General features: G+C 60.8%; 15 protein-coding genes and 1 tRNA gene. 10 read left to right on the forward strand and 6 right to left on the reverse strand.

The genetic code is table 11. The features are described 5' to 3' along the window. The first annotated feature begins 5 nt into the window (after window positions 1-5). Window positions 6-2939, forward strand: coding sequence for a TonB-dependent receptor (locus K3174_RS16145; RefSeq protein WP_221560472.1), 2934 nt, complete (start codon window positions 6-8; stop codon window positions 2937-2939). Between the two features lie 60 nt (window positions 2940-2999). Here K3174_RS16145 and K3174_RS16150 read toward each other — a convergent pair whose 3' ends face one another. After that, the gene (locus K3174_RS16150; protein ID WP_221560473.1) at window positions 3000-3731 is read right to left on the reverse strand and encodes a queuosine precursor transporter; all 732 of its coding nucleotides are present in this window, start codon (window positions 3729-3731) and stop codon (window positions 3000-3002) included. Between the two features lie 60 nt (window positions 3732-3791). On the opposite strand from K3174_RS16150, the gene K3174_RS16155 reads away from it, so the two are divergent. The 6 genes from K3174_RS16155 to K3174_RS16180 all read left to right on the forward strand — a co-directional run bounded on the left by K3174_RS16155 (window position 3792) and on the right by K3174_RS16180 (window position 9711). Then, window positions 3792-3868 (forward strand) — tRNA-Arg (locus tag K3174_RS16155). Between the two features lie 156 nt (window positions 3869-4024). Next, window positions 4025-5146: an FAD-dependent oxidoreductase gene (locus K3174_RS16160; RefSeq protein ID WP_221560474.1), complete on the forward strand. Its 1122-nt coding sequence runs from the start codon at window positions 4025-4027 to the stop codon at window positions 5144-5146. Window positions 5147-5191: 45 nt separating this feature from the next. Further along, window positions 5192-7330 (forward strand): FAD-dependent oxidoreductase, encoded by a 2139-nt coding sequence (locus tag K3174_RS16165; RefSeq protein WP_221560475.1) that lies wholly within the window; start codon window positions 5192-5194, stop codon window positions 7328-7330. A gap of 28 nt (window positions 7331-7358) precedes the next feature. Then, on the forward strand, window positions 7359-7790 hold the full coding sequence (locus K3174_RS16170; RefSeq protein ID WP_221560476.1) for a hypothetical protein: 432 nt from the start codon (window positions 7359-7361) through the stop codon (window positions 7788-7790). A gap of 19 nt (window positions 7791-7809) precedes the next feature. Continuing rightward, window positions 7810-9087 carry a NupC/NupG family nucleoside CNT transporter gene (locus K3174_RS16175; RefSeq protein ID WP_221560477.1) on the forward strand — a complete coding sequence of 426 codons (1278 nt, stop codon included), beginning with the start codon at window positions 7810-7812 and terminating at the stop codon, window positions 9085-9087. An 18-nt stretch (window positions 9088-9105) separates the two neighbouring features. Continuing rightward, complete coding sequence (locus tag K3174_RS16180; RefSeq protein WP_221560478.1) at window positions 9106-9711, forward strand: CDP-alcohol phosphatidyltransferase family protein; 606 nt, start codon at window positions 9106-9108, stop codon at window positions 9709-9711. Here K3174_RS16180 and K3174_RS16185 read toward each other — a convergent pair. The 3 genes from K3174_RS16185 to K3174_RS16195 all read right to left on the reverse strand — a co-directional run bounded on the left by K3174_RS16185 (window position 9701) and on the right by K3174_RS16195 (window position 12870). Then, entirely contained in the window at window positions 9701-10498 is a 798-nt protein-coding gene (locus tag K3174_RS16185; protein WP_221560479.1) for a DUF1499 domain-containing protein, read from the reverse strand. The genes K3174_RS16180 and K3174_RS16185 overlap by 11 nt on opposite strands. Window positions 10499-10709: 211 nt before the next feature. After that, window positions 10710-11546: a hypothetical protein gene (locus K3174_RS16190; RefSeq protein WP_221560480.1), complete on the reverse strand. Its 837-nt coding sequence runs from the start codon at window positions 11544-11546 to the stop codon at window positions 10710-10712. 103 nt (window positions 11547-11649) lie between these two features. Beyond that, window positions 11650-12870 carry a S8 family serine peptidase gene (locus K3174_RS16195; RefSeq protein ID WP_221560481.1) on the reverse strand — a complete coding sequence of 407 codons (1221 nt, stop codon included), beginning with the start codon at window positions 12868-12870 and terminating at the stop codon, window positions 11650-11652. Window positions 12871-12903: 33 nt separating this feature from the next. On the opposite strand from K3174_RS16195, the gene K3174_RS16200 reads away from it, so the two are divergent. After that, window positions 12904-13443 carry an RNA polymerase sigma factor gene (locus K3174_RS16200; protein WP_221560482.1) on the forward strand — a complete coding sequence of 180 codons (540 nt, stop codon included), beginning with the start codon at window positions 12904-12906 and terminating at the stop codon, window positions 13441-13443. Further along, window positions 13440-14141 (forward strand): anti-sigma factor family protein, encoded by a 702-nt coding sequence (locus K3174_RS16205; protein WP_221560483.1) that lies wholly within the window; start codon window positions 13440-13442, stop codon window positions 14139-14141. The genes K3174_RS16200 and K3174_RS16205 overlap by 4 nt, the downstream gene beginning before the upstream one ends. Window positions 14142-14254: 113 nt before the next feature. Here the strand turns inward: K3174_RS16205 and K3174_RS16210 are convergent, their stop codons facing one another. Further along, complete coding sequence (locus K3174_RS16210) at window positions 14255-14596, reverse strand: hypothetical protein (protein ID WP_221560484.1); 342 nt, start codon at window positions 14594-14596, stop codon at window positions 14255-14257. 276 nt (window positions 14597-14872) lie between these two features. Between K3174_RS16210 and K3174_RS16215 the strand changes: the two genes are divergently transcribed. Next, on the forward strand, window positions 14873-15289 hold the full coding sequence (locus K3174_RS16215; protein WP_221560485.1) for a response regulator transcription factor: 417 nt from the start codon (window positions 14873-14875) through the stop codon (window positions 15287-15289). Window positions 15290-15350: 61 nt separating this feature from the next. Here the strand turns inward: K3174_RS16215 and K3174_RS16220 are convergent, their stop codons facing one another. After that, window positions 15351-19268, reverse strand: coding sequence for a PAS domain S-box protein (locus K3174_RS16220; protein WP_221560486.1), 3918 nt, complete (start codon window positions 19266-19268; stop codon window positions 15351-15353). Between the last annotated feature and the right edge of the window lie 199 nt (window positions 19269-19467).

The following is a 19467-nucleotide window of genomic DNA, read 5'->3' on the forward strand; positions in this document are numbered from 1 at the left end:
GGATAATGAGGGTAAGGGCTTCCCTGCTCGCGGGCATTTGCGCGAGCGCGATTTCGTTTCCGGCATTGGCTCAGGAAGTTGCGGACGACGATCTCGAAGATCCGCGATTCACCAGTAATGTCATCATTGTAACCGCGCAGCGCCAGAATCAGTCGCTGCAAGAAGTGCCGATCGCGGTCAGCGCATTCGATGCAGAGGCTCTCGAAGCGCAACAGATTGAAAACGCCAGTGATCTTCAGCTGACGCTGCCCAACGTATCCTTCACCAAATCGAACTTCACCGCATCGAGTTTCACCATTCGCGGGATCGGGGATTTGTGCGTCGGCGTGTCCTGCGATAGCGCGACCGCGATCCACCTCAATTCGGCCCCCTTGTTCGGCACACGCCTTTTCGAAACGGAGTATTTCGACCTTGAACGGATCGAAGTCCTGCGTGGTCCGCAGGGAACGCTTTTCGGTCGCAACGCTACTTCCGGCGTGGTCAATGTTGTAACCGCCAAGCCGGAACTTGGCGCTTTTCGTGCGTCCGGTGAGTTCGAATACGGCAACTTCAACAGCATCAAGGCCAAGGGCATGCTCAATGTGCCATTGGGCGACTCGATGGCCTTCCGTGCCGCTGGGTTTTACCTCAACCGCGATGGCTACACGCGTAACACTTTCGATGGCAGCCGGATCGACGATCGCGACATGTATGCAGTGCGCGGCTCGTTCCGCTGGGAGCCCGGTCCCGACACGACTCTCGACCTGATGGGCTATTATTTCCGCGAAGACGACAATCGCATGCGCATCCAGAAGCAGTTGTGCCAGCGCGACCCGACGGGTGTCCTCGGCTGTCTCAACAGCCGTCTGGATTTCGACAAGACCAATGCGAACTCCACCTTTACCGGCACGTTGGGATCATCGGAGTTCCTCGCGATCAACGGCATACCGGGCGCGTTGGGCCTCAACAGCCTGTACGGCCCCGATGCCTATGCCAATTTCGTCGAAGCGCCTGACGTTCGTGTGGTCAGCACGCAGTTCACGCCGGAATACTTCGCCGACGAGTTGCAGTTGCAGGCCCATTTCGAGCACAATTTCGGTCCGATCAAACTGGGGCTGACGGGCACATACCAGGAGACCTCGGTCGATTCCCGCCAGGACTACAATAACGGCGTGGGCGAGATTCCCAATGCCGCGATTGCGTTCCCGACACTGCAAGCATTTGCCGCCGGCGCGGCTATCCCCGGGGCAGGAGGGTACTTCCAGCCCATCGTCGATGCGCTATTCGACGGATCGGGAAATCTGTGCGTTTCCGAAACCCGGCTGGACAATCTCGGGGCCTTCGATGGGCAAAGGTTCTGCTCGCCCGACGGCACCCAGTTCGACCGCTCCAATCAGGATCAGGACTCCTGGTCGGTGGAGGCGATCATCTCTTCCGACTTCGATGGGCCCTTCAATTTCCTGCTGGGCGGTATCTATGCCGACTCCACGGTCGATGAGAACAGCTACTATGTGAACGCATTCGCCATCGATTACGTAGCGGGCGTCCTCGGCTCATTCACCTCGTTGGGCGCCGGATTGCCGCCCAGCTATCTCGGCACGTCCTTCTTCCGTAACAACACCGATTATTTCAAGCTCGAGAGCTTCGGCATTTTCGGCGAGGCTTATGTCGACGTAACCGACCGACTCAAGCTTACGGCGGGCCTTCGCTACAACGATGACAGCAAGTTCATCCGTGCGCGTTCGACGCTGGCCAGTTTCCTCGTGCCCTACGGGTCGGGTGATCCGTTTGCTACGCCATTCGGTGCCGATTTCGACGCCGATCCGGCAACGACTTGTACCGCGGCCTCTCCGGTCGGCGCCATCGGTTCGGTCCCCGGCTGTGAAGCATTCCAGGAACGGTCGGTGAGCTTCAACGAGATAACGGGTCGTTTCGTGGTCGATTACGAACTTTCGCCCGATAACCACATCTACGCGTCCTATTCGCGGGGATACAAATCCGGCGGTATCAATCCGCCGCTGCAGCCGATCTTCGAAGTCAGCGACAGTTTCGATCCGGAGCAGATCGACGCGTTCGAGATCGGTTCCAAGAATACCTTCCTCGACGGCTCGTTGCAGGTGAACCTGACTGGGTTCTATTACAAGTACAAGGACTTGCAGCTCAGCCGCATCATCGCGCGAACATCGGTCAACGACACGATCGATGCGGATATCTGGGGTCTGGAACTCGAAACGATCATGCGGCCGAGTTACAACTGGCTGATCAACATGAATGTCAGCTACCTCAATGCGAAGGTCGCGGGCGATCAGTTCTTCAGCAACCCGCGGGATCCGGGCGGCGGCGATCCGGATGCGGTGATCATCAAGGACATCACCAACGGGGCCCTGTGCGCGGTGACCGGTGCGGGCGCGAATGCTTTCGTTGGTCTCGTCAATGCCGGCCTGGGGCTGCAAGGCCCCGGTCCTTTCCCGGCCGACGGCGGCATCGCCTCCAACGGGGCATTTAGTATATGTAGCGTTCTCGACGCGCAGACTGCGAATCCAGCTTTCGCTGCGCTGGGTGCACTCGACGTTCTCAGCCCCGGAGTCGAAGTCAATCTGCGGGGGAACAGACTGCCACAGGCACCCGAATACAAGGCCTCGATCGGCGTTCAGTACACCGCCGAATTCGGCGATGGCATGTCGCTCGTCCCGCGTTTCGACCTGGCTTTCACGGGAGAGCAGTTCGGCAATGTCTTCAACGGCGGCGTCAACCGGATCAAGCCCTTCGTTCAGGCGAACGCGCAGATCCAGTTGAACGGTTCCGACGATCGCTGGTTCGTTCGTGGCTTCGTCCAGAATATCTTCGACAGCAACTCGGTGACCGGTCAATATGTCACCGATGCCAGTTCGGGCCTGTTCACCAACATCTTCACGCTCGACCCGCGCCGCTATGGCATCGCGGTGGGCGCGAAGTTCTGACCTTACCCGGTCCAAAAGGGGGAGAGGGAAGGGGTGGCCTTGCGGCCGCCCCTTCTTTGTTCAGCGTGGTGACGAAGCAAAGGGTGAAAAGTTCGTCTCCGTGTCGAACAGTTCGATCCCTTCCTCCCGCTTCAGAGTTCCGACCACGACATAGGTGACCGGCGTCAGCAGTGCTTCCCACGCGGTTTTGATGGCCCATTGCGACAACACGACCTGCCACAGCAACTCGACCGGCCACCCGGCAAGGCCCCAAAAGGCGAGCGGGTAGAATATCAGGCTGTCGAGGCCCTGGCCTACCACCGTCGAGCCGATCGTCCGCATCCACAGGTGGCGGCCCTCGGTCCAGACCTTCATCTTGGCCAGGACAAAGCTGTTCGCAAACTCACCGGCCCAGAAGGCGACCATCGAGGCGAGGACAATCCGCCAGCTATTGCCGAACACGAATTCGTAGGCATCTTGCCCGGGCCATCCGGCAGCCGGTGGCAATTGCACCACCACCCATGCCATGAAGGCCATGAACAGCAAGGCCATGAAACCGGTCCAGATCACGCGACGCGCCCTTGCGTAACCGTAAACCTCGGTCAGAATGTCCCCGATGATATAGCTGACGGGAAAGAACAACACCCCGGCGCCAAACGACCACTCGCCGATAACGGGCAGCGTCACATAGCTTGGCTTGGAGGCCCCGATCAGGTTCGACAGCAGCAGAATGGTGACGAATGCCGCCATCACGAGATCGTAGTAGCGAAACTGCGGCGAAGCGGCAGGCGGGACCGATGGCGGGTTTTCCATGAAAAGAGGGTTAGTGCCGATTGGCCCCGCGCGAAAGGCACGTTATGGCGATGCCCGAGCGCGCCCGTAGTTCAACTGGATAGAGCACGAGCCTTCTAAGCTTGGAGTTGCAGGTTCGAGTCCTGCCGGGCGCGCCAGTCTACAGTCTCTCTGTGGCAAAGGTCGATATCGCGCTTCTGCAAATAGCTTAACGACGGCATGACGCGATATATGTGCTCACAACGCTGCTCTAGTGTCGCAATCGCCTTCCGACTACGGCTGTCGGCTGACATGGCGAGACGCGCACGCCTTCAATGCTGAAGACAAATCGAAACCTGGTGCTTCTGGGAGGCGGGCACGCGCATCTCGAAGTGTTGGCAGACTGGGCGCGTCGAGGCGGTCCCGATGCGCACACGGTCCTTGTTTCGCCGCACCGCCATACACGCTATTCGGGCATGCTTCCGGGCACGGTGGCGGGCGAATACACTGCCGAAGAGGGACTGATCAATCTGGCCGCGCTGGCTCAGCATGCCGGGGCGGAATTCATGCTCGATCGCTGCCTTGCCATCGATCCGGAAAGGCGGCTCGTCGAAACCGAACAAGGGCACAGCATCCCGTTCGAATTTTGCTCCGTCGACACCGGAGGTATCGGACGGGCACGCGATATCCTTGGTCGCGATCCACGTATTCTCGACGTCCGGCCGATTGGCGATTTCCTGAATTGTCTGTCACGACGGGTCGAGATGATGCGCGGCAAGGCGAAACGAATCGCCGTTGTCGGAGGCGGCGCCGGCGGTGTCGAACTCGCCTTTGCCTTGCGCCGCCGCTTTGCGGACGAGGGAGCGCAGGTTACCCTGGTCGCAGGTGAATCGGGCCTGCTCAGTGGTTTTTCGTCCAAGGCCAAATCGTTGGCTAGGCGCGAAATGCGGCGGCAAGGAGTTGTCGTTATCGAACAGGATGCGCGTTTCGAGGGAAGCAGTCTCGTTGCCGGCCAACTATCTCTCGAGCCGGTCGACCTGATTGTCGCATCGCTCGGCGCCGGGGCGCCGGAATGGCCGGCCAACAGCGGTATCGCAGTTGGCATGGACGGCTTTATTGCGGTCGATCGGTATCAACGATCCCTGTCCCACCCGAATATTCTGGCGGCGGGAGACGTCGCCACACGGCAGGACGGCAGTGTGGCGCGCTCGGGCGTCCACGCGGTACATGCCGGTCCCGTCATCGCCGAGAATTTGCGCCGATTGGTCAAAGACAGGCACGCCTTGCGAAGCTACACGCCGCGCAGGGCAAGCCTTTATCTTATATCGACGGCCGATGGCAAAGCGATCGCAAGCTACGGCATGTTCGCCGCCCACGGACGCTGGGCGGGACGGCTCAAGCGCTGGACAGACCTCCGCTGGACCACATCTTTCGCCACGCTGACGCGAGCGATGTAACCGCTGGGACAGGCGAGACGTACAGGGGACCGACGGAAGAAACATATGAAAAAAATCCTTATCATCCTCGCTCTCGCCGCGCTGATCGCGGCGTATTTTTTCTTCGGCCTCGGCGATTATCTGACGGTCGACGGGATCAAGCAGGTCGCGGGCGAAGTGGGCGGCTATTACGAGCGCGATCCGGCGCAGGTCATCACCTTGTTTTTTCTTGCCTATGTGGCGGTAACGGCGGCGTCGCTGCCCGGCGCGGCGGTGATGACCCTGGCCGCGGGCGCGCTGTTTGGCGTGGTGATCGGCACAATCGTGGTATCCTTCGCGTCGACCCTGGGCGCCACGCTTGCCTTTCTCGCGTCGCGCTACGTGCTCAGAGACGCCATCGAGGCGAGGTTCGGCGAACGGCTCAAGACGGTAAACCAGGGGCTGCAGCGCGATGGGACCTTCTATCTCTTCACGCTGAGGATGATCCCGTTGTTCCCGTTCTTCGTGGTCAACCTTGTCATGGGGCTGACGCGGATCAAGGTCTGGACCTATGCCTGGGTCAGCCAGATTGGCATGTTGCTGGGCACGATCGTCTATGTGAACGCGGGTACGCAGCTGGCGCAGATCGATAGCCTTGCCGGCATTGTCTCGCCGACCGTGCTGGTCTCCTTCGCGCTTCTCGGTATCGCGCCATGGTTCGCCAAGGCGGTTATTGCCTGGATCAAACAACGCAAGGTCTATGCCGGCTTCGACAAGCCCAAGAGCTTCGACCGCAATCTGGTAGTCATCGGTGCCGGCTCGGCCGGGCTCGTCTCCTCGCTCATCGCGGCGACGGTAAAGGCAAAGGTCACCCTGGTCGAGGCGAACAAGATGGGGGGCGATTGCCTCAACACCGGCTGCGTGCCGTCGAAGGCACTTATCAAGACCGCTCGAGTGGCCGATCAGATGCGCCACGCCCATCGTTATGGGCTCGAGGCTGCCGAGCCGAAGGTGCCTTTCAACCGCACGATCGAACGCGTCATGGGGGCGATCAAGGCGATCGAGCCGCACGATAGTATCGAGCGCTACGAAGGGCTCGGGGTCGATGTCGTCGAAGGGTATGCCAAGGTTGTCGATCCGTGGACGGTCGAGATCGCCCGCAAGGACGGTGGCGCCCAACGCCTCACCACGCGCGCCATCGTTATCGCGGCGGGCGGCGAGCCTTTCGTGCCGCCGATCGATGGGCTGGCGAGTAGCGGTTATCTCACCAGCGACACGATGTGGGACGCCTTCGCGCAAATGGACCGAGTACCTGCGCGCGTCGCCGTGCTCGGTGGCGGGCCGATCGGCTGCGAGCTGTCGCAGGCGCTGGCTCGACTGGGATCGCGGGTGTCGCAGCTCGAGATGCAAGACCGTGTCCTGGGGCGCGAGGATGTCGAAGTTTCGACGGTGGCGCAGTCTTCGCTCGAATCCTCCGGCGTTCGGGTGCTTACCAACCATCGTGTGGTCAGGATCGAGCAGGGCCAGCTCGTCGCCGAACACGAGGGTGCAGAAGTCACCGTCCCTTTCGACACCTTGATAGTCGCGGTCGGTCGTGCGGCGCGGCTCAGCGGCTACGGGCTGGAAGACATCGGTATCGATACGGGCAAGACGGTAGTGACCGACGATTTTCTCGCGACCAAATTCCCCAACATCTATGCGGCGGGGGACGTCGCAGGCCCTTTCCAGTTCACCCACACCGCGAGCCATCAGGCCTGGTTCGCCAGCGTCAACGCGCTGTTCGGCCAGTTCAGGCGTTTCAAGGCCGACTACCGCGTGATTCCGGCTGTGACCTTCCTCGATCCCGAAATCGCGCGCGTCGGGCTCAACGAGCTTGAGGCGACGCAGCAGGGGGTAACCTACGAGGTGACGCGCTACCGGCTGGCCGAACTCGACCGCGCCATTGCAGAAAGTGAAACAAGCGGCTTCGTCAAGGTCCTGACTCCGCCGGGCAAAGACACGATCCTGGGGGCGACCATCGTCGGAGCGCATGCGGGCGAGTTACTGGCCGAGTATGTGCTGGCGATGAAGCACAAGCTCGGTCTCAACAAGATACTCGGAACGATCCATTCCTATCCGACCATGGCCGAAGCGAACAAATTTGCTGCAGGCGAGTGGAAAAAGAACCACAAGCCCGAGGCGCTGCTCAACCTTGTCGAGAAATATCACAGCTGGCGCCGCGGATAGGCGCCGCCAGGCCAATCGGAGAATTTACATGCTTGCTAGAACCTCCCTTCTCATCATGCGGGTCGGTACCGGAATGTTGCTGGTACTGTGGGGCAGCCTGCGCCTGTTCGGTGACGGCGTGGGCACCAATCTGGCGGAGAAGTATTATGGCGGCGTCGGAGCCGCGAATTCCTTCCAGCTCGCCTTTGCCAGCGTGGAAGTTGTTATTGGGGCTCTCGTGGCAATCGGGCTGTTCCGCCGTTTCTCGCTGATCGGTTCGGCGGTGATCCTCGTCGGTGGGGCATTGCCGATCTGGCGCCATTTCCTCGATCCGTTCGGTCGTTACCTTTTCGCCAACCCCGAAGATGCAAACCTGCTCTTCTTCCCCTCGGTCACCGTAGCCGGCGCGGCGCTTGCGCTGATCGCCTTTCGCGAACATGACACGTTGGCGCTGGACAGCCTGTTCAAGCGGAAGGATTGACCGGACAGCGGGGGCATACGTGGAGATATTCGACCAGTTCCGCGGACTTGCCGGCATAATCGCGTTGGTAGTGCTCGCATGGGGCATGTCGGAAAACCGTGCCGGTCGTCCGTCCTGGCGTTGGGTGATGGGCGCGCTCGCACTGCAGGGCTTTCTGGCCGTCCTCATCGTGCGCGTGCCCGTCGTCTGGCAAGTCGTGACGTTGGCGAACGGGGCGGTTGCCGCCATCGAACGCGCTACGCTCGACGGATCGTCTTACATGTTCGGCTATCTGGGCGGCGCGCCGCTGCCTTTCGCGCTGAAGGAGGGCAGCGAGGCACCGGTCGTCATCGCCTTTCAGATCCTGCCGCTGGTCATCGTGTTCTCGGCGCTCGCCGCGCTCCTTTGGCATTGGGGTGTGCTGCGCTGGCTGGTACACGGTTTGTCCTACCTGTTGCGTCGGACACTTAAAGTCAGCGGTGTCGTCGGTCTGTCGGGCGGGTCGAACATGTTCCTCGGGGTGGTGGAAAGTCCGCTGGTCGTAAGAGCCTATTTCGCCAGAATGAGCCGCGCCGATCTGTTTCAGGTCATGGTATTGGCGATGGCGACGATCAGCGGGGCCATCCTCATCCTTTATGCGACGACCCTGTCGCAGACTGTCCCCGATGCGGTTGGACATATGATATCCGCCTCGCTCATTTCGCTACCTGCCGCATTGCTGGTCGCAAAACTGATGGTTCCCGGCGAAGCAAGCGCGGACGAAGAGGCAGAGCCGGCGCTTGGCGAGGCGGGGCTCAAATATGAATCGAGCATCGATGCGATCGTCAAGGGGACCATGGACGGGGTCCAACTGTTCCTGGCCGTGATCGCTGTGATCATCGTGGTTTTCGCGCTGGTATCGCTCACCGACCAGATCCTTGCGCTGTTGCCCCTCGTCGATGGCGAACCGCTCACGCTAAAGCGGGTGTTCGGCTGGGTTTTCGCGCCTTTGATGTGGCTGATCGGCGTGCCCTTCGGCGAAGCGCAGGCAGCGGGCAGCTTGATGGGGACCAAGGCAATTCTTAACGAATACGTTGCTTATCTGGAGCTCGCTGCGCTGCCGGACGGCACTCTCGCTCCGCGCAGCCTGCTGATCGTGACCTACGCGCTGTGCGGCGTGGCCAATCTCGCGAGTATCGGTCTGCTCGTCTCGACCATCGGGACCTTGTGCCCTGAACGACGCGGCGAGGTCGCCGGGCTCGGCATTCGTAGCTGGGTAGCGGGCAATATGGCAACTGCGATGACCGGAGCCTGGATCGGGCTCATAACCTGGGCCTGATCCGGGGGGTAGAACCAGATGTTCGACGCCAAGCTCCGCCCGTTGATCGATCCGCCGCTCAACCGGATCGGTATGGCTCTTTCAAAGGTCGGAGTTACTGCGAATCTGCTGACTTTTGCCGGGCTGGCACTGGGACTGGGCGGTGCGTTCGCCATAGCTTTCGGACAGCTTGCCGCGGGACTGGTGCTTGTCCTGCTCAATCGCTTGCTCGATGGCCTGGACGGTGCGGTTGCCCGAGCGAACGGTCCAACGCTGCTGGGCGGCTATTTCGATATCGTCGCGGACTTCGCCTTCTATGTCTCGATCCCGGTGGCCTTCGGATTTCTCGACCCGGCGAACACGCAGGCGGCGCTCGTGCTGGTCGCCAGCTTCGTACTCACCGGCGTCAGCTTCCTTGCCTTCGCAGTAATCGCCGCGGAACGGGGCGAAAAAACGGCAGCCCATGGCAAGAAGACGTTCTTCTATTCGACCGGGCTGGCAGAAGGTGGTGAGACCATTGCCGTATTCATCGCCTTCGCGCTGTTCCCGGCATCCTTCGTGCCGATTGCGTATGGCTACGCCGCGCTGTGCGTGCTGACCGTGTTCCAGCGCAGCGCGCTGGCGATCATGCAGTTTACCGATTGAGCCGTGCCGCCACCGCATCGCGCAGTTTCGATATTCGCGCTGCGTTGGCCCCGAGGTCGCTCACCCCGACGCGCGAAACCGAGCGGAAGTCGATCTGCCGATCGTCAATGCGAGCGACAACATCGTCCTTGAATCCGAACCAGAAGGTTTCTGCGACGCCTTCAACACGGTCAGCGCTTTCGCCGCTACGAACGTCGGCGAAGCCCAGATCTTCCATCGCGGCCACTACGGCGGCAACCGCTTCCGCCTCACTCGCCGAACCCAGTGGCAGCGAGGCGAGGTCGGGGTAGGCCTGCCCGATTACCTGGGCGTGCGATTGATCGGCGAGTGGCGTGTCAATTTCCGCCCACATTTCCAGCTCGCCCAGCGGCACCCTGTAGTCGTTCAGCGGATTGGCCTCTTCTGCCGAACGGATGTCGAGCGTCGCTTGCGAGAAGACGGGCGGATCTTCGACATCGGTCGCAATGTCGTGGATCGGCGGAATATCGGCCGTGAGGCTGCGGACATAGGCAAGCGTTCCGAATATCCCGACTGGAACCAGCAGCGCCACCAGCGAGAGGAGCCAGCCGGCTTTCGGCTTGCGGATGAGCGAGACGACCAGGGACACAAGCGCAATAAGTGCGACCGTACCGAGCAGGATCGGCCCAACCTTGATTGTCAGGAACAGCAGTCCGGTCTGCCAGCCCCACAAGCCGAACTTGGTCCCCAGCGCCGCTATGGCGAAGTAAACCGGCAGGAGAACGGCCAGCGAGAGGGCGAGGCGGCTATGCCAAGGCGTCTTGTTCATGGATCCAGTTAACTTGAGCCGCGCAATAGATCAAACCGCAGAGCAGGTTACACGAACTGTCCCGGAGCCGATGCCTGGGAAATGCGCTTTCGTCCGATTGAAGCTACGGTTTGCGAAAACATGCCGTGGCGAGCCACGGCTGGGCGCTGGACTTGGGATGCGACCGGATCGACGCAATGCCGATCCGGTCGCATCCGGGGTCGATCCGATCTTATTCGCTGGTGGCGGGCTCGGCGGAGGCTTCTTCCCGAGCCTCGCCTTCTGCCATGACCAGCGCATTACCGCTGGCAGCGAGATTTCCTGCGGGTACTGCGAACTGGCGGCCCTGGGATTCTACCAGGACCTGCTCAACCCGACCGCGGGAGTCGCTGACGATCTGCCGAACTTCGCCCACCGGCGCGCCCTGCGGCGAAAGGACCGGCATACCGGGAGCAACCGCCACGGCACCGTCACCGGCTGCAGCGCCGCTGCCTGCCGCAGCTAGCATGCCGTCGGCAAACCCTGCAGAACCACTGCCCGAAGCCGCGCCAGTGCCCGAGGCGGAGAGATTTTGTGCCTCCGAAGCGAGATCTGCCGCGTTCCCACGTCCCGCATCGACGGTTGACGTAGCGAGGTTGCGTACGGTTGCAGCTCCTTCACGGACTTGGGTCGCGCCTTGCCCGGCAAGACCGCGCACGGTGTCAGTGCCGACGAGTTGCGCGTTGGCGCTGCCCGAGCCTGAGGCGCTTCCGCTGCCCGAGGCCGAACCTTGGGCCGAACCGAACGGTGCGGCGACAACCTGTTCGGTCGTAGCGGCAATATCGGATTCAAGCGTGCGGTCGAGAGAGACTTCGCCCGAGCGACGGTCGACATTCTGGCTGCCGCTTGTACGGGCATTGCCGCGCAGGGTACCACGCGTAGTAGAGCGCAGCGTGTCGGTCGTGCCCCGCGTCATGGAGCCGACACTACCGGTTACCTGGCCGAGGCCCGAACCTGAAAGCAACTGGGCTTGGGCGGGGGAAGTGGCGAGAACGGTCGTCGCCGCCGCTGCTAAAAGAAACATCTTCATGGACTTTTCCTTTCCTCTTACAAGCGTCTGGAGGGGTTTTGCGCTTGCTTCGGAAGGAAAACGGATCGGGTTCGTCGTTTAATCCGGGCGATTGGAAATTTTCTCAGCGGCCCTTGCAGGAACCGCAAACCAGGCCGCGACCGTATATGAGGTCGATCCCCTTATCGCCAAGGTCTTCGGCTTCACCGTCCAGCGCGTCGCGCCAGTTTCGTCCGCCGCCGATAGCATTGGCGAGCCGCGCAGCGACGAGCGGAGTGGCAAAGGATGTACCGCGTAGAGCCATGCGCTTGCCCTTGGCATTCAGCCCGCGGATGTCCGCCCCCGGCGCAGCATAGTCTAGGTGCAGTGCCCGGCCAGCCTCGATCAGTGCGCGATGTTTGCCATCGACGGCTGTTACGGCGACGACACCGTCATAGCTCGCAGGATAGGCGGGCGGCGCGGCTGGCCCGTCATTGCCCACAGCCGCAACCACCACAACGCCGCGCCGGCGCACGGCGGCAATTGCCCGCTCGAGCACCGGGTTCTTGGGCCCCACGAGGCTGATCGTGACAACCTTGCTACCTGCTCCCACCAGCCAGGCAAGTCCGCGCGTGATAGCCAGGGCGTTCCCGCCCGCTTTGTCGGTGCCGTAGACATCCGCAACGCGGATCGTGCCGGCATGCTGTGTGGCGAGTAACGATGCTACCGCGCTACCGTGATTGCTCGGGTATGGGGCGCCTTGGGCAAAACCGCGCGTTTCCGTCACGTGGACAGAGGAGCCCGGAGCGCCATCGATCATGCCAACGGCCGCGCCATGCGATTTGCTTCCCGCGGCCGCGACAGCGAGTGGCACCCCGCCGGCGCTGCCCGCCTGGAAGTGCAGATTATCCGCCGAGATTGTAGCAGACGGAAGCAGTTCTCCAAGCCGACGCTCCGCATCGGCAGTGTCGACACCGGCCGGCACACGCAGACGAGTTACGCTCATCCCGAGTTCCGCGACTTCGATAGTTTCCATAACCGAAAATCCCGCCTCCCGCGCAGAAGCGATCTGGTCGCTGTCGGCCTCGAGCACCAGCAGTTCACCCTTTCGGGCCGGCTCGCCGTGGGTATCGAGAGCGATCGTATCCCGGTTGCGGCGTACCAGCCGGTCGATCGTCCGCAGTCGTTCTCTTGCAAGTTCCCGTGCGGTTTGCCCGGCCCGATCGAGGCTTTGGTTGGCCAGATCGGTCACCTCTCCGAGCACGTTGCCGATGCGTGGGACTTGTACTCCCGGTAACCCGGCTTGCGCGGCCAACGGAGCGCTCAGTATCGCGAGAAGCGCGGAAATTAGGGAAATTCTGAGCATTGGCTGTATTCTTTGTTCCAATTCGCATTAAGCATGGATGAAACGGGCGCGATCATCCGTTTAATCCATGGAAGGCAGAAGACGCTGAACCCATCGTTTGAGCAAGACCTGCTGGCAATGCTGCCCCGGCTGCGCCGTTTTGCAGTCGGACTTTGCGGCAATTCGGCCGATGGTGATGATCTCTGCCAGATGAGCATAGAGCGCGCGCTCGCCAACCGTGACAAATGGCAGGACGGTTCGCGCCTCGACAGTTGGATGTATCGGATCATGCGCAATCTCTGGATCGACGAAGGCAGGGCAAGCACCAGACGCCGCGAGACATTCGCAGCCGAGGATGCCGGCCTTTCGGTCGGCGGAGAAGGCGCGCAGGAATCCGCAGTCGAGCTGTCGATGGTGGACCGGGCCATGCAGAAACTGCCCGAGGAGCAGCGCGAAGCGGTGCTCCTGGTGATGGTCGAAGGCTATGCCTACAAGGAAGCGGCCGAGATTGTCGGCTGCCCGGTCGGTACGCTGAATTCCCGGCTGGTGCGCGGTCGCGATGCGCTGCTCGAACTGCTGGGAGAAAAAGCATGACCGTGTCGCGAGAGGATATTGCCGCCTTCGTGGATGGCGAGCTTTCGGTAGAGCAAGAAGGCCAGATCGCCGCAGCGATTGCTGCCGATCCGGACCTGCAAGGCCAGGTCGAAGCGCATCGCGCGCTAAAAGAGCGGCTTTCCGGGCACTTCGCTCCGATCGCCGAAGAACCCGTTCCCGATGCGCTGGCTGCATTGCTCGTTCCCAAACAGGCAGAGGTGGTCGATTTTTCCGCTGCGAAACGGCGCAGCACAACAAGCCGCGCTATTCCACGCTGGGGTTGGGTTGCCGGCCCCGCCTTGGCAGCGTCCTTGGCATTGGCCGTGTTCCTTCCACGCAGCGGCACACCCGATGGCTACGCGGATGAGCAGCTCGCTCGTGTGCTCGACACCCGGCTTGTCGCAGAGCAAGTGCAGGACGCGGATACGCGCATCCTGCTCAGTTTTCGCAATTATCAGGGCGATTTCTGTCGCGCGTTCAGCAACACGGAAGCCAGCGGTATCGCCTGCCGTGACGCCGAAGGCTGGAAGCTCGAGGCTCTGGGCAAGGCGCGGGACGAGGCTGGAACAGACTATCGCATGGCTGGTGCGAGCGAGGGCGACTTACTCGCGCGGGCGCAGCAGATGGCAGATGGTCCGGCTCTCGATGCCGCCGCAGAAGCGCAAGCGCGAGAAAACGGCTGGCTGGTCGCTCAATAATCTAGTCGCTCAATAATTTGGTGCCAAAAAAGAAGGACCGGCGGAGGAGACCGGTCCTTCCGGGTTTGGCGATCGTTCCGGTATGGAGACGGTCGCCCGAAAGCCGATGAAGGTCAGTCGCGGATGTAGACCTTACCCTGGCGATAACCGCGCTTTGCCATGTCGTGGATGTAATCCTCACGCTCGTGCTTGAGTTCGTGGGCGTATTCTGCCCAAGCATCGCGCCGGTCTTCGAGATCGCTGGCGCGACGCAGGTCGCCGGTCAACTCCTTCTGAGCCTCGGTCACGTCGATGCGGTAATCGAACCACAAATGGTTCTCGATACCGGCGATGGGGCTTGTCAGAATGAGCTGTTCTTCGGCCCGGGCGATCTGCTCTTCATGGAGCATCGTTGCGGCACTGGCGGCGCCAGCGATGCAGAGTGCGATCAGGGCGAGGGTATTCGTAGATTTCATTGAACGTTCTCCTTGTCCGGCACAGCCTCTTCCCGGCTGCTTGAAAAGGAAACGTTTCGGATCTGCCATTTAATTCAGAACGAGCCGAAGATGGCCGCAAACCGGCTCAAGTCCGGTCGACTCTTGCCCGCGAAATAGCGGAAAGCCTGCGGAGGAGGCTGAAGCTCGCGATGTGCAATCGCTGGGTGAAGGCGTTCCTACGTACCTTCCCTTAGATGGTGTAAGCATCTGCTATACCAAGTTCTTCTAACGTTTCTCGCTGTTAGGAGAAGGCTGATGTCCCGGATAATCGTTGCCGAAGACGATGAACTCGTTGGCGAGATCGTAAGAGATACTTTGATCCAGGCGGGCCATGCCGTTGGTGTGGTGGAGAGCGGGGCAGATGCCTTGTCCGTTATCCGGGCCAAGCGACCGGATATGGTCATTCTCGATTGCAATCTCCCTGGCATGACCGGCGTGCAGATCGTCCAGCAGATGCGCATTGAATGCGATCTATGGGACATTCCGGTGCTTATGCTTACCGCACGCACGAGCACAACCGACGAAGACCTGGCGCTGTACGCCGGTGCGAACGACTATATGCGTAAGCCCTTCTATCCGCAGCAGCTGGTGACCACGGTCAACCGGATACTGCAGGAAGAGCAACACCGGCGGGACGCCGGTAATCAGCGCACCAAAGCACGCGCTATCTAATTTGATTTGGGCAACTGCCTGTTTGATGTGATTCTACTGGTATTCTGAAGCGCAGGCGGGGTCAGGCTGCCTTGTCCAAAGCCCAGCGGCTGCGTTCGACCAGTGCGAGCCGGCCCTCATTCTCCTGAACCTGGCCAAGCTCGTGCTCGATCTCGGCCGCCAAGGTACCCAGTTCGGGCTCACCGAACATTGCGGCGACCCCTGCGATCTGGTGCAACGCACTTGCCAGCTCTTCCCAACGTTCGCCGATATTGCTGTTGTTTATCGTCGTGATGAGCGCTCGCAGATCGTCTTTGCGCTTCGCATACCGCGCCTGAAGTGACGGCTTTTCGGAAATATCGAAAGTCGGAACAGCAGAGGCCACGGAAGGCATTGCCGTTCTCGCACGAGCAAAACGCTCCACATTGTCGACGAGGTCGCGAAGGGAAAAGGGCTTGGCGATATGCGCCTGCATACCCGCGGCATGACACTGGGCTATGTCGTCGGGATAGGCATTCGCGGTCAGTGCTACGATGGGCAAGCTGTCCGGATCGTACCCCTGCTCCCGCAACATGCGCGTCGCGGTCAACCCATCGGTACCCGGCATCTGCAGGTCCATCAGAACCAGATCGAACTGCCGTTCATTTGCAGCGGCTTCCGCTACACGCTCGATTGCGATGTTGCCGTCTTCGACGATCGTCGCTTCATAGCCAGCCTGTCGTACCATGGCGGCGATCAGTTTCTGGTTTATCGCGTTGTCTTCCGCGATCAGGAGGCGAATGCCCGAGTTCTCCATGTCGGGATCTTCTTTCCAGTCGCCCGCATCGTCGGCTTCCTTGCCCGGCGCGTCGCAGGTTTCGAGAGGAAGGGTAACCATGATGGTCGATCCCTTGCCGATCTGGCTTTTCACGGTGACTTCGCCGCCCAGTAAACGGGCAAGCTGAGTTGTTATGGACAGTCCCAGCCCGGAGCCTCCGAACCTCCGAGCAACGGATCCGTCGGCCTGAGTGAACTGTTGGAAGATATTGTCCAGATCGTCCTCGGCAATGCCGATCCCCGTGTCGGTCACCGAAAACTCCAGCTTCTTGCCGCATTCGCTTGGCATGGCCCGAACGGTTACGCTTCCACGCTCCGTGAACTTGATCGCATTGCCGATGAGGTTGAGAGCGATCTGCCGAAAGCGAAGCCGGTCGCCCGTCACCCACTTGGGAATATCGTCGTCGATCACCAGCTCGAGGCGGACGTGCTTGTCTCGCGCGATCGGTTCCAGAAGCCGCACGACCCCGGTCAGCTTGTGCCGCAGGTCAACCGGTTCGAGCGAGATTTGCATCAGCCCCGCTTCGATCTTCGACAGGTCGAGGATGTCGTTGAGCAATTGCATCATACCGCGGCCGGATTCCGCGATCATCTGGACATATTCTTCCTGCTTATCGTCCAGCTCCGTCCCCTTCAGAAGCTCTGCAAATCCGAGCAGCCCGTTCATGGGGGTACGGATATCGTGGCTCATATTGGCGAGGAAAGCGGACTTCGCCGTGGCGGCATTTTCGGCCTCGGCACGTGCTGCACGAAGTTCCGCTTCGAGCGTTTTTGTATGCGAGACGTTGCGTATCGAGGCGATGATTTCGACGGGCTGCCCGCTTTTGGGGTCGTGGAGCGGCGCGCAATTAGCTTCCATCCAGCGGAAACGGCCCGGATCGGTCGGTGCGGCGGAGCGGAATGCAATGAGAGCGCTCTCCTTTTCGCCGCGAGCAAGTGCGGCAAAGGTCGCACGTACCCTGGCATCGTCCTCTTCATGAAAATCGGTCATGAGATTTGCGCCGATCAGGGCAGGTGCCGGCAGCTCGAAAAGGTCCTTGGCTGAAGGGGAGGCATAGACACATGTTCCATCGAGATCCAGGCGAAGCACCGCATCCGTCACGTTCTCGGTGATCAATGAAAGTTGCTCATCGCGCCTGGCCAGCGCGGCTATCGCCTCATGATGCTCGGTGACGTCGAGATTGACGCCGATAAAGCCCACAACCTGTCCGGTATGGTCGTATTCCGGGCGGCCGATCGTATCGACCCATACTGTCGAGCCGTCGGGCCGTAGCCAGCGAAACTCCATACGGCATTCTTCCCGGTACTCGACTGCGTGCGACCAGACTGAAATCACCCTTTCGCGGTCATCCGGGTGAAGCGCTTGGCCCCATCGCTCGCCCTGCCAATTGTCGCCGTCCAGCCCGGTCAGGCGCAACCAAGCCGCATTGACATAGGTGCAATGGCCCAGCGCGTTGGTGCGGAATATGCCCGCCGGTGCCAAATTGGCTAGGGCCTGAAAACGGCTCTCACTTTCGGCAAGCCGCTCCCGTGCCTGCTTTTGCTCGGTTATGTCGACGGCCGCTCCGAAATATCCGGTCACCTTGCCGTTTTCGTCGAATTCGGCCGTGTTGTAGGTGTCCATCCACAGACTGGAAGAATCCGCGGCGCGAAATTCCAGTGTGCGGCGCCGGACCATGCCCGGTTCGAAACCTGTGAAAGGTGGATCGTCGAGAATAGGCTCGAGGGACGCCAAGGTGTCGATCCATCCTCTGCCGAGCATCTGGTCGACGGTCTTGCCCAGCTTGCTAGCCCAGGACGGATTTATGAAAGTAAGCTGCCCTTCGGTATCCGCCTGGAAAATGCCGATCGGAGCCGATTCCGCAAGGTTGCGGAAACGCCTCTCGCTCTCCGCCAGCGCGTGAGCCTGACGGGTCTGCTCCGTCACATCGCTGATGTTGCCGATAGTTCCCGCAAACTGACCATGATCGTCCGCCAGACGCCGAATGCTGACCTCGATATGACGGCAGTCACCCGACCGATCGATGAAGCGCTGTATCAGGGTGGCTTCCTGCAATTCGCCGCTGACTATTTTTGGATAGACTTCGGCAGTCGCCTCGAAATCTTCGGGATGAAGCAGTTTGGTCGTCCGCCAGCCCAGCGATTCCGCAACGGTGTAGCCGGTAAGCTTTTCCCATGCCGGATTGAGCGAGGTCCATCGTCCCTGTTCATCGGTGCGGAAGATGATGTCGCGGACGTTGTCGAGAATTTCCTGCTTATTGTCGCGACTTCGCCGGATCTCGTTGCGATCGCGCGCGCGGCCTTCGAGCATGGCTGCGACGGGGAGACCGATCGCGAAATTTACGGCGAGGAAAATCTGGAACGCGAAAATCTTGTCCTCGGCCGTGCCGCGTACCAGCGTAATCGGTCCCGATCCCAGCGATGTGGCAATCGAGGCAACCGTGGTCACGATCAGCACCGCTATGGCGGTTCCGCTAGGTCCGGTCCTGAAAGCGGCATAGAGGACGAGGGGAGACGCGAGGAAAAGAAACGGATATCGCGATTGTGCAAAGACCAGTACGCTGCCGCCCACGACAAAGCCGATCATCAGAGCCCAATCGATCAATTGGCTTCGGCTGGGTATCTTGCGTTTACGCCATGCATCGATCCCGATCAGAGTGAGCGGGAGGGCGATCAGCAGGCTGAAGCCGTCCGCCAGAATCCATCTCTGCCAGTTGTGGAAGAATGGAACGGTAGTGTGCGGAACCAGTGCCAGCGCTGCAATTGTAGCGGAGAGTCCGGCGCCGACCAAAGCGGAGACAAGCAGCCATCTGTGACTGCGAATGTCGGTGACATCGGGACACCGGCCGCAACTCTTCTGCATTAGCCAGACGACCGTCACGATTTCTACCGCATTGGCCAGAGAAAGCGCGATGGCGATATCCCAGCTATCGCCGACAGCCCTGTTCGCCGCAATGTTCGCTACGGCGCATGCCGTTACGCAAGCAATTGAGAGTGTCGAACCGACTGCCGATCGGCTGCGCAACAGCCATGCTGCAGCCACGGCGTTGGGCAACCAGAGCATGGCTATGCGCTCGTCCGCGCGAGTGAGGGCTATGCCCAGATACGCCAAAGCGGCGAACAGCGAAGCGACGATGGCAATGGCAAGCAGATCGCCGCGGGTCAGGCGGGTCAGGCGGGTCATACAGTCGGACTCCCTCACACGAAGTTCAACTGTATGACGCATCTTGGTTAATGGTGAAGTAGGGAACGGTTACTTATTTTCCCGTAGGCGGTCCGGGATTGACGGCCAGGGCGCTTTTCTAGGCCGGTCGTCGAGCGAAGAGGCCGAATCCTGCGATGATGGCGTAGCAGGCGATGGGTATGGTCATGGCGACGGCGAG

Source organism: Qipengyuania qiaonensis (genome assembly GCF_019711515.1).
GTDB lineage: Bacteria > Pseudomonadota > Alphaproteobacteria > Sphingomonadales > Sphingomonadaceae > Qipengyuania > Qipengyuania qiaonensis.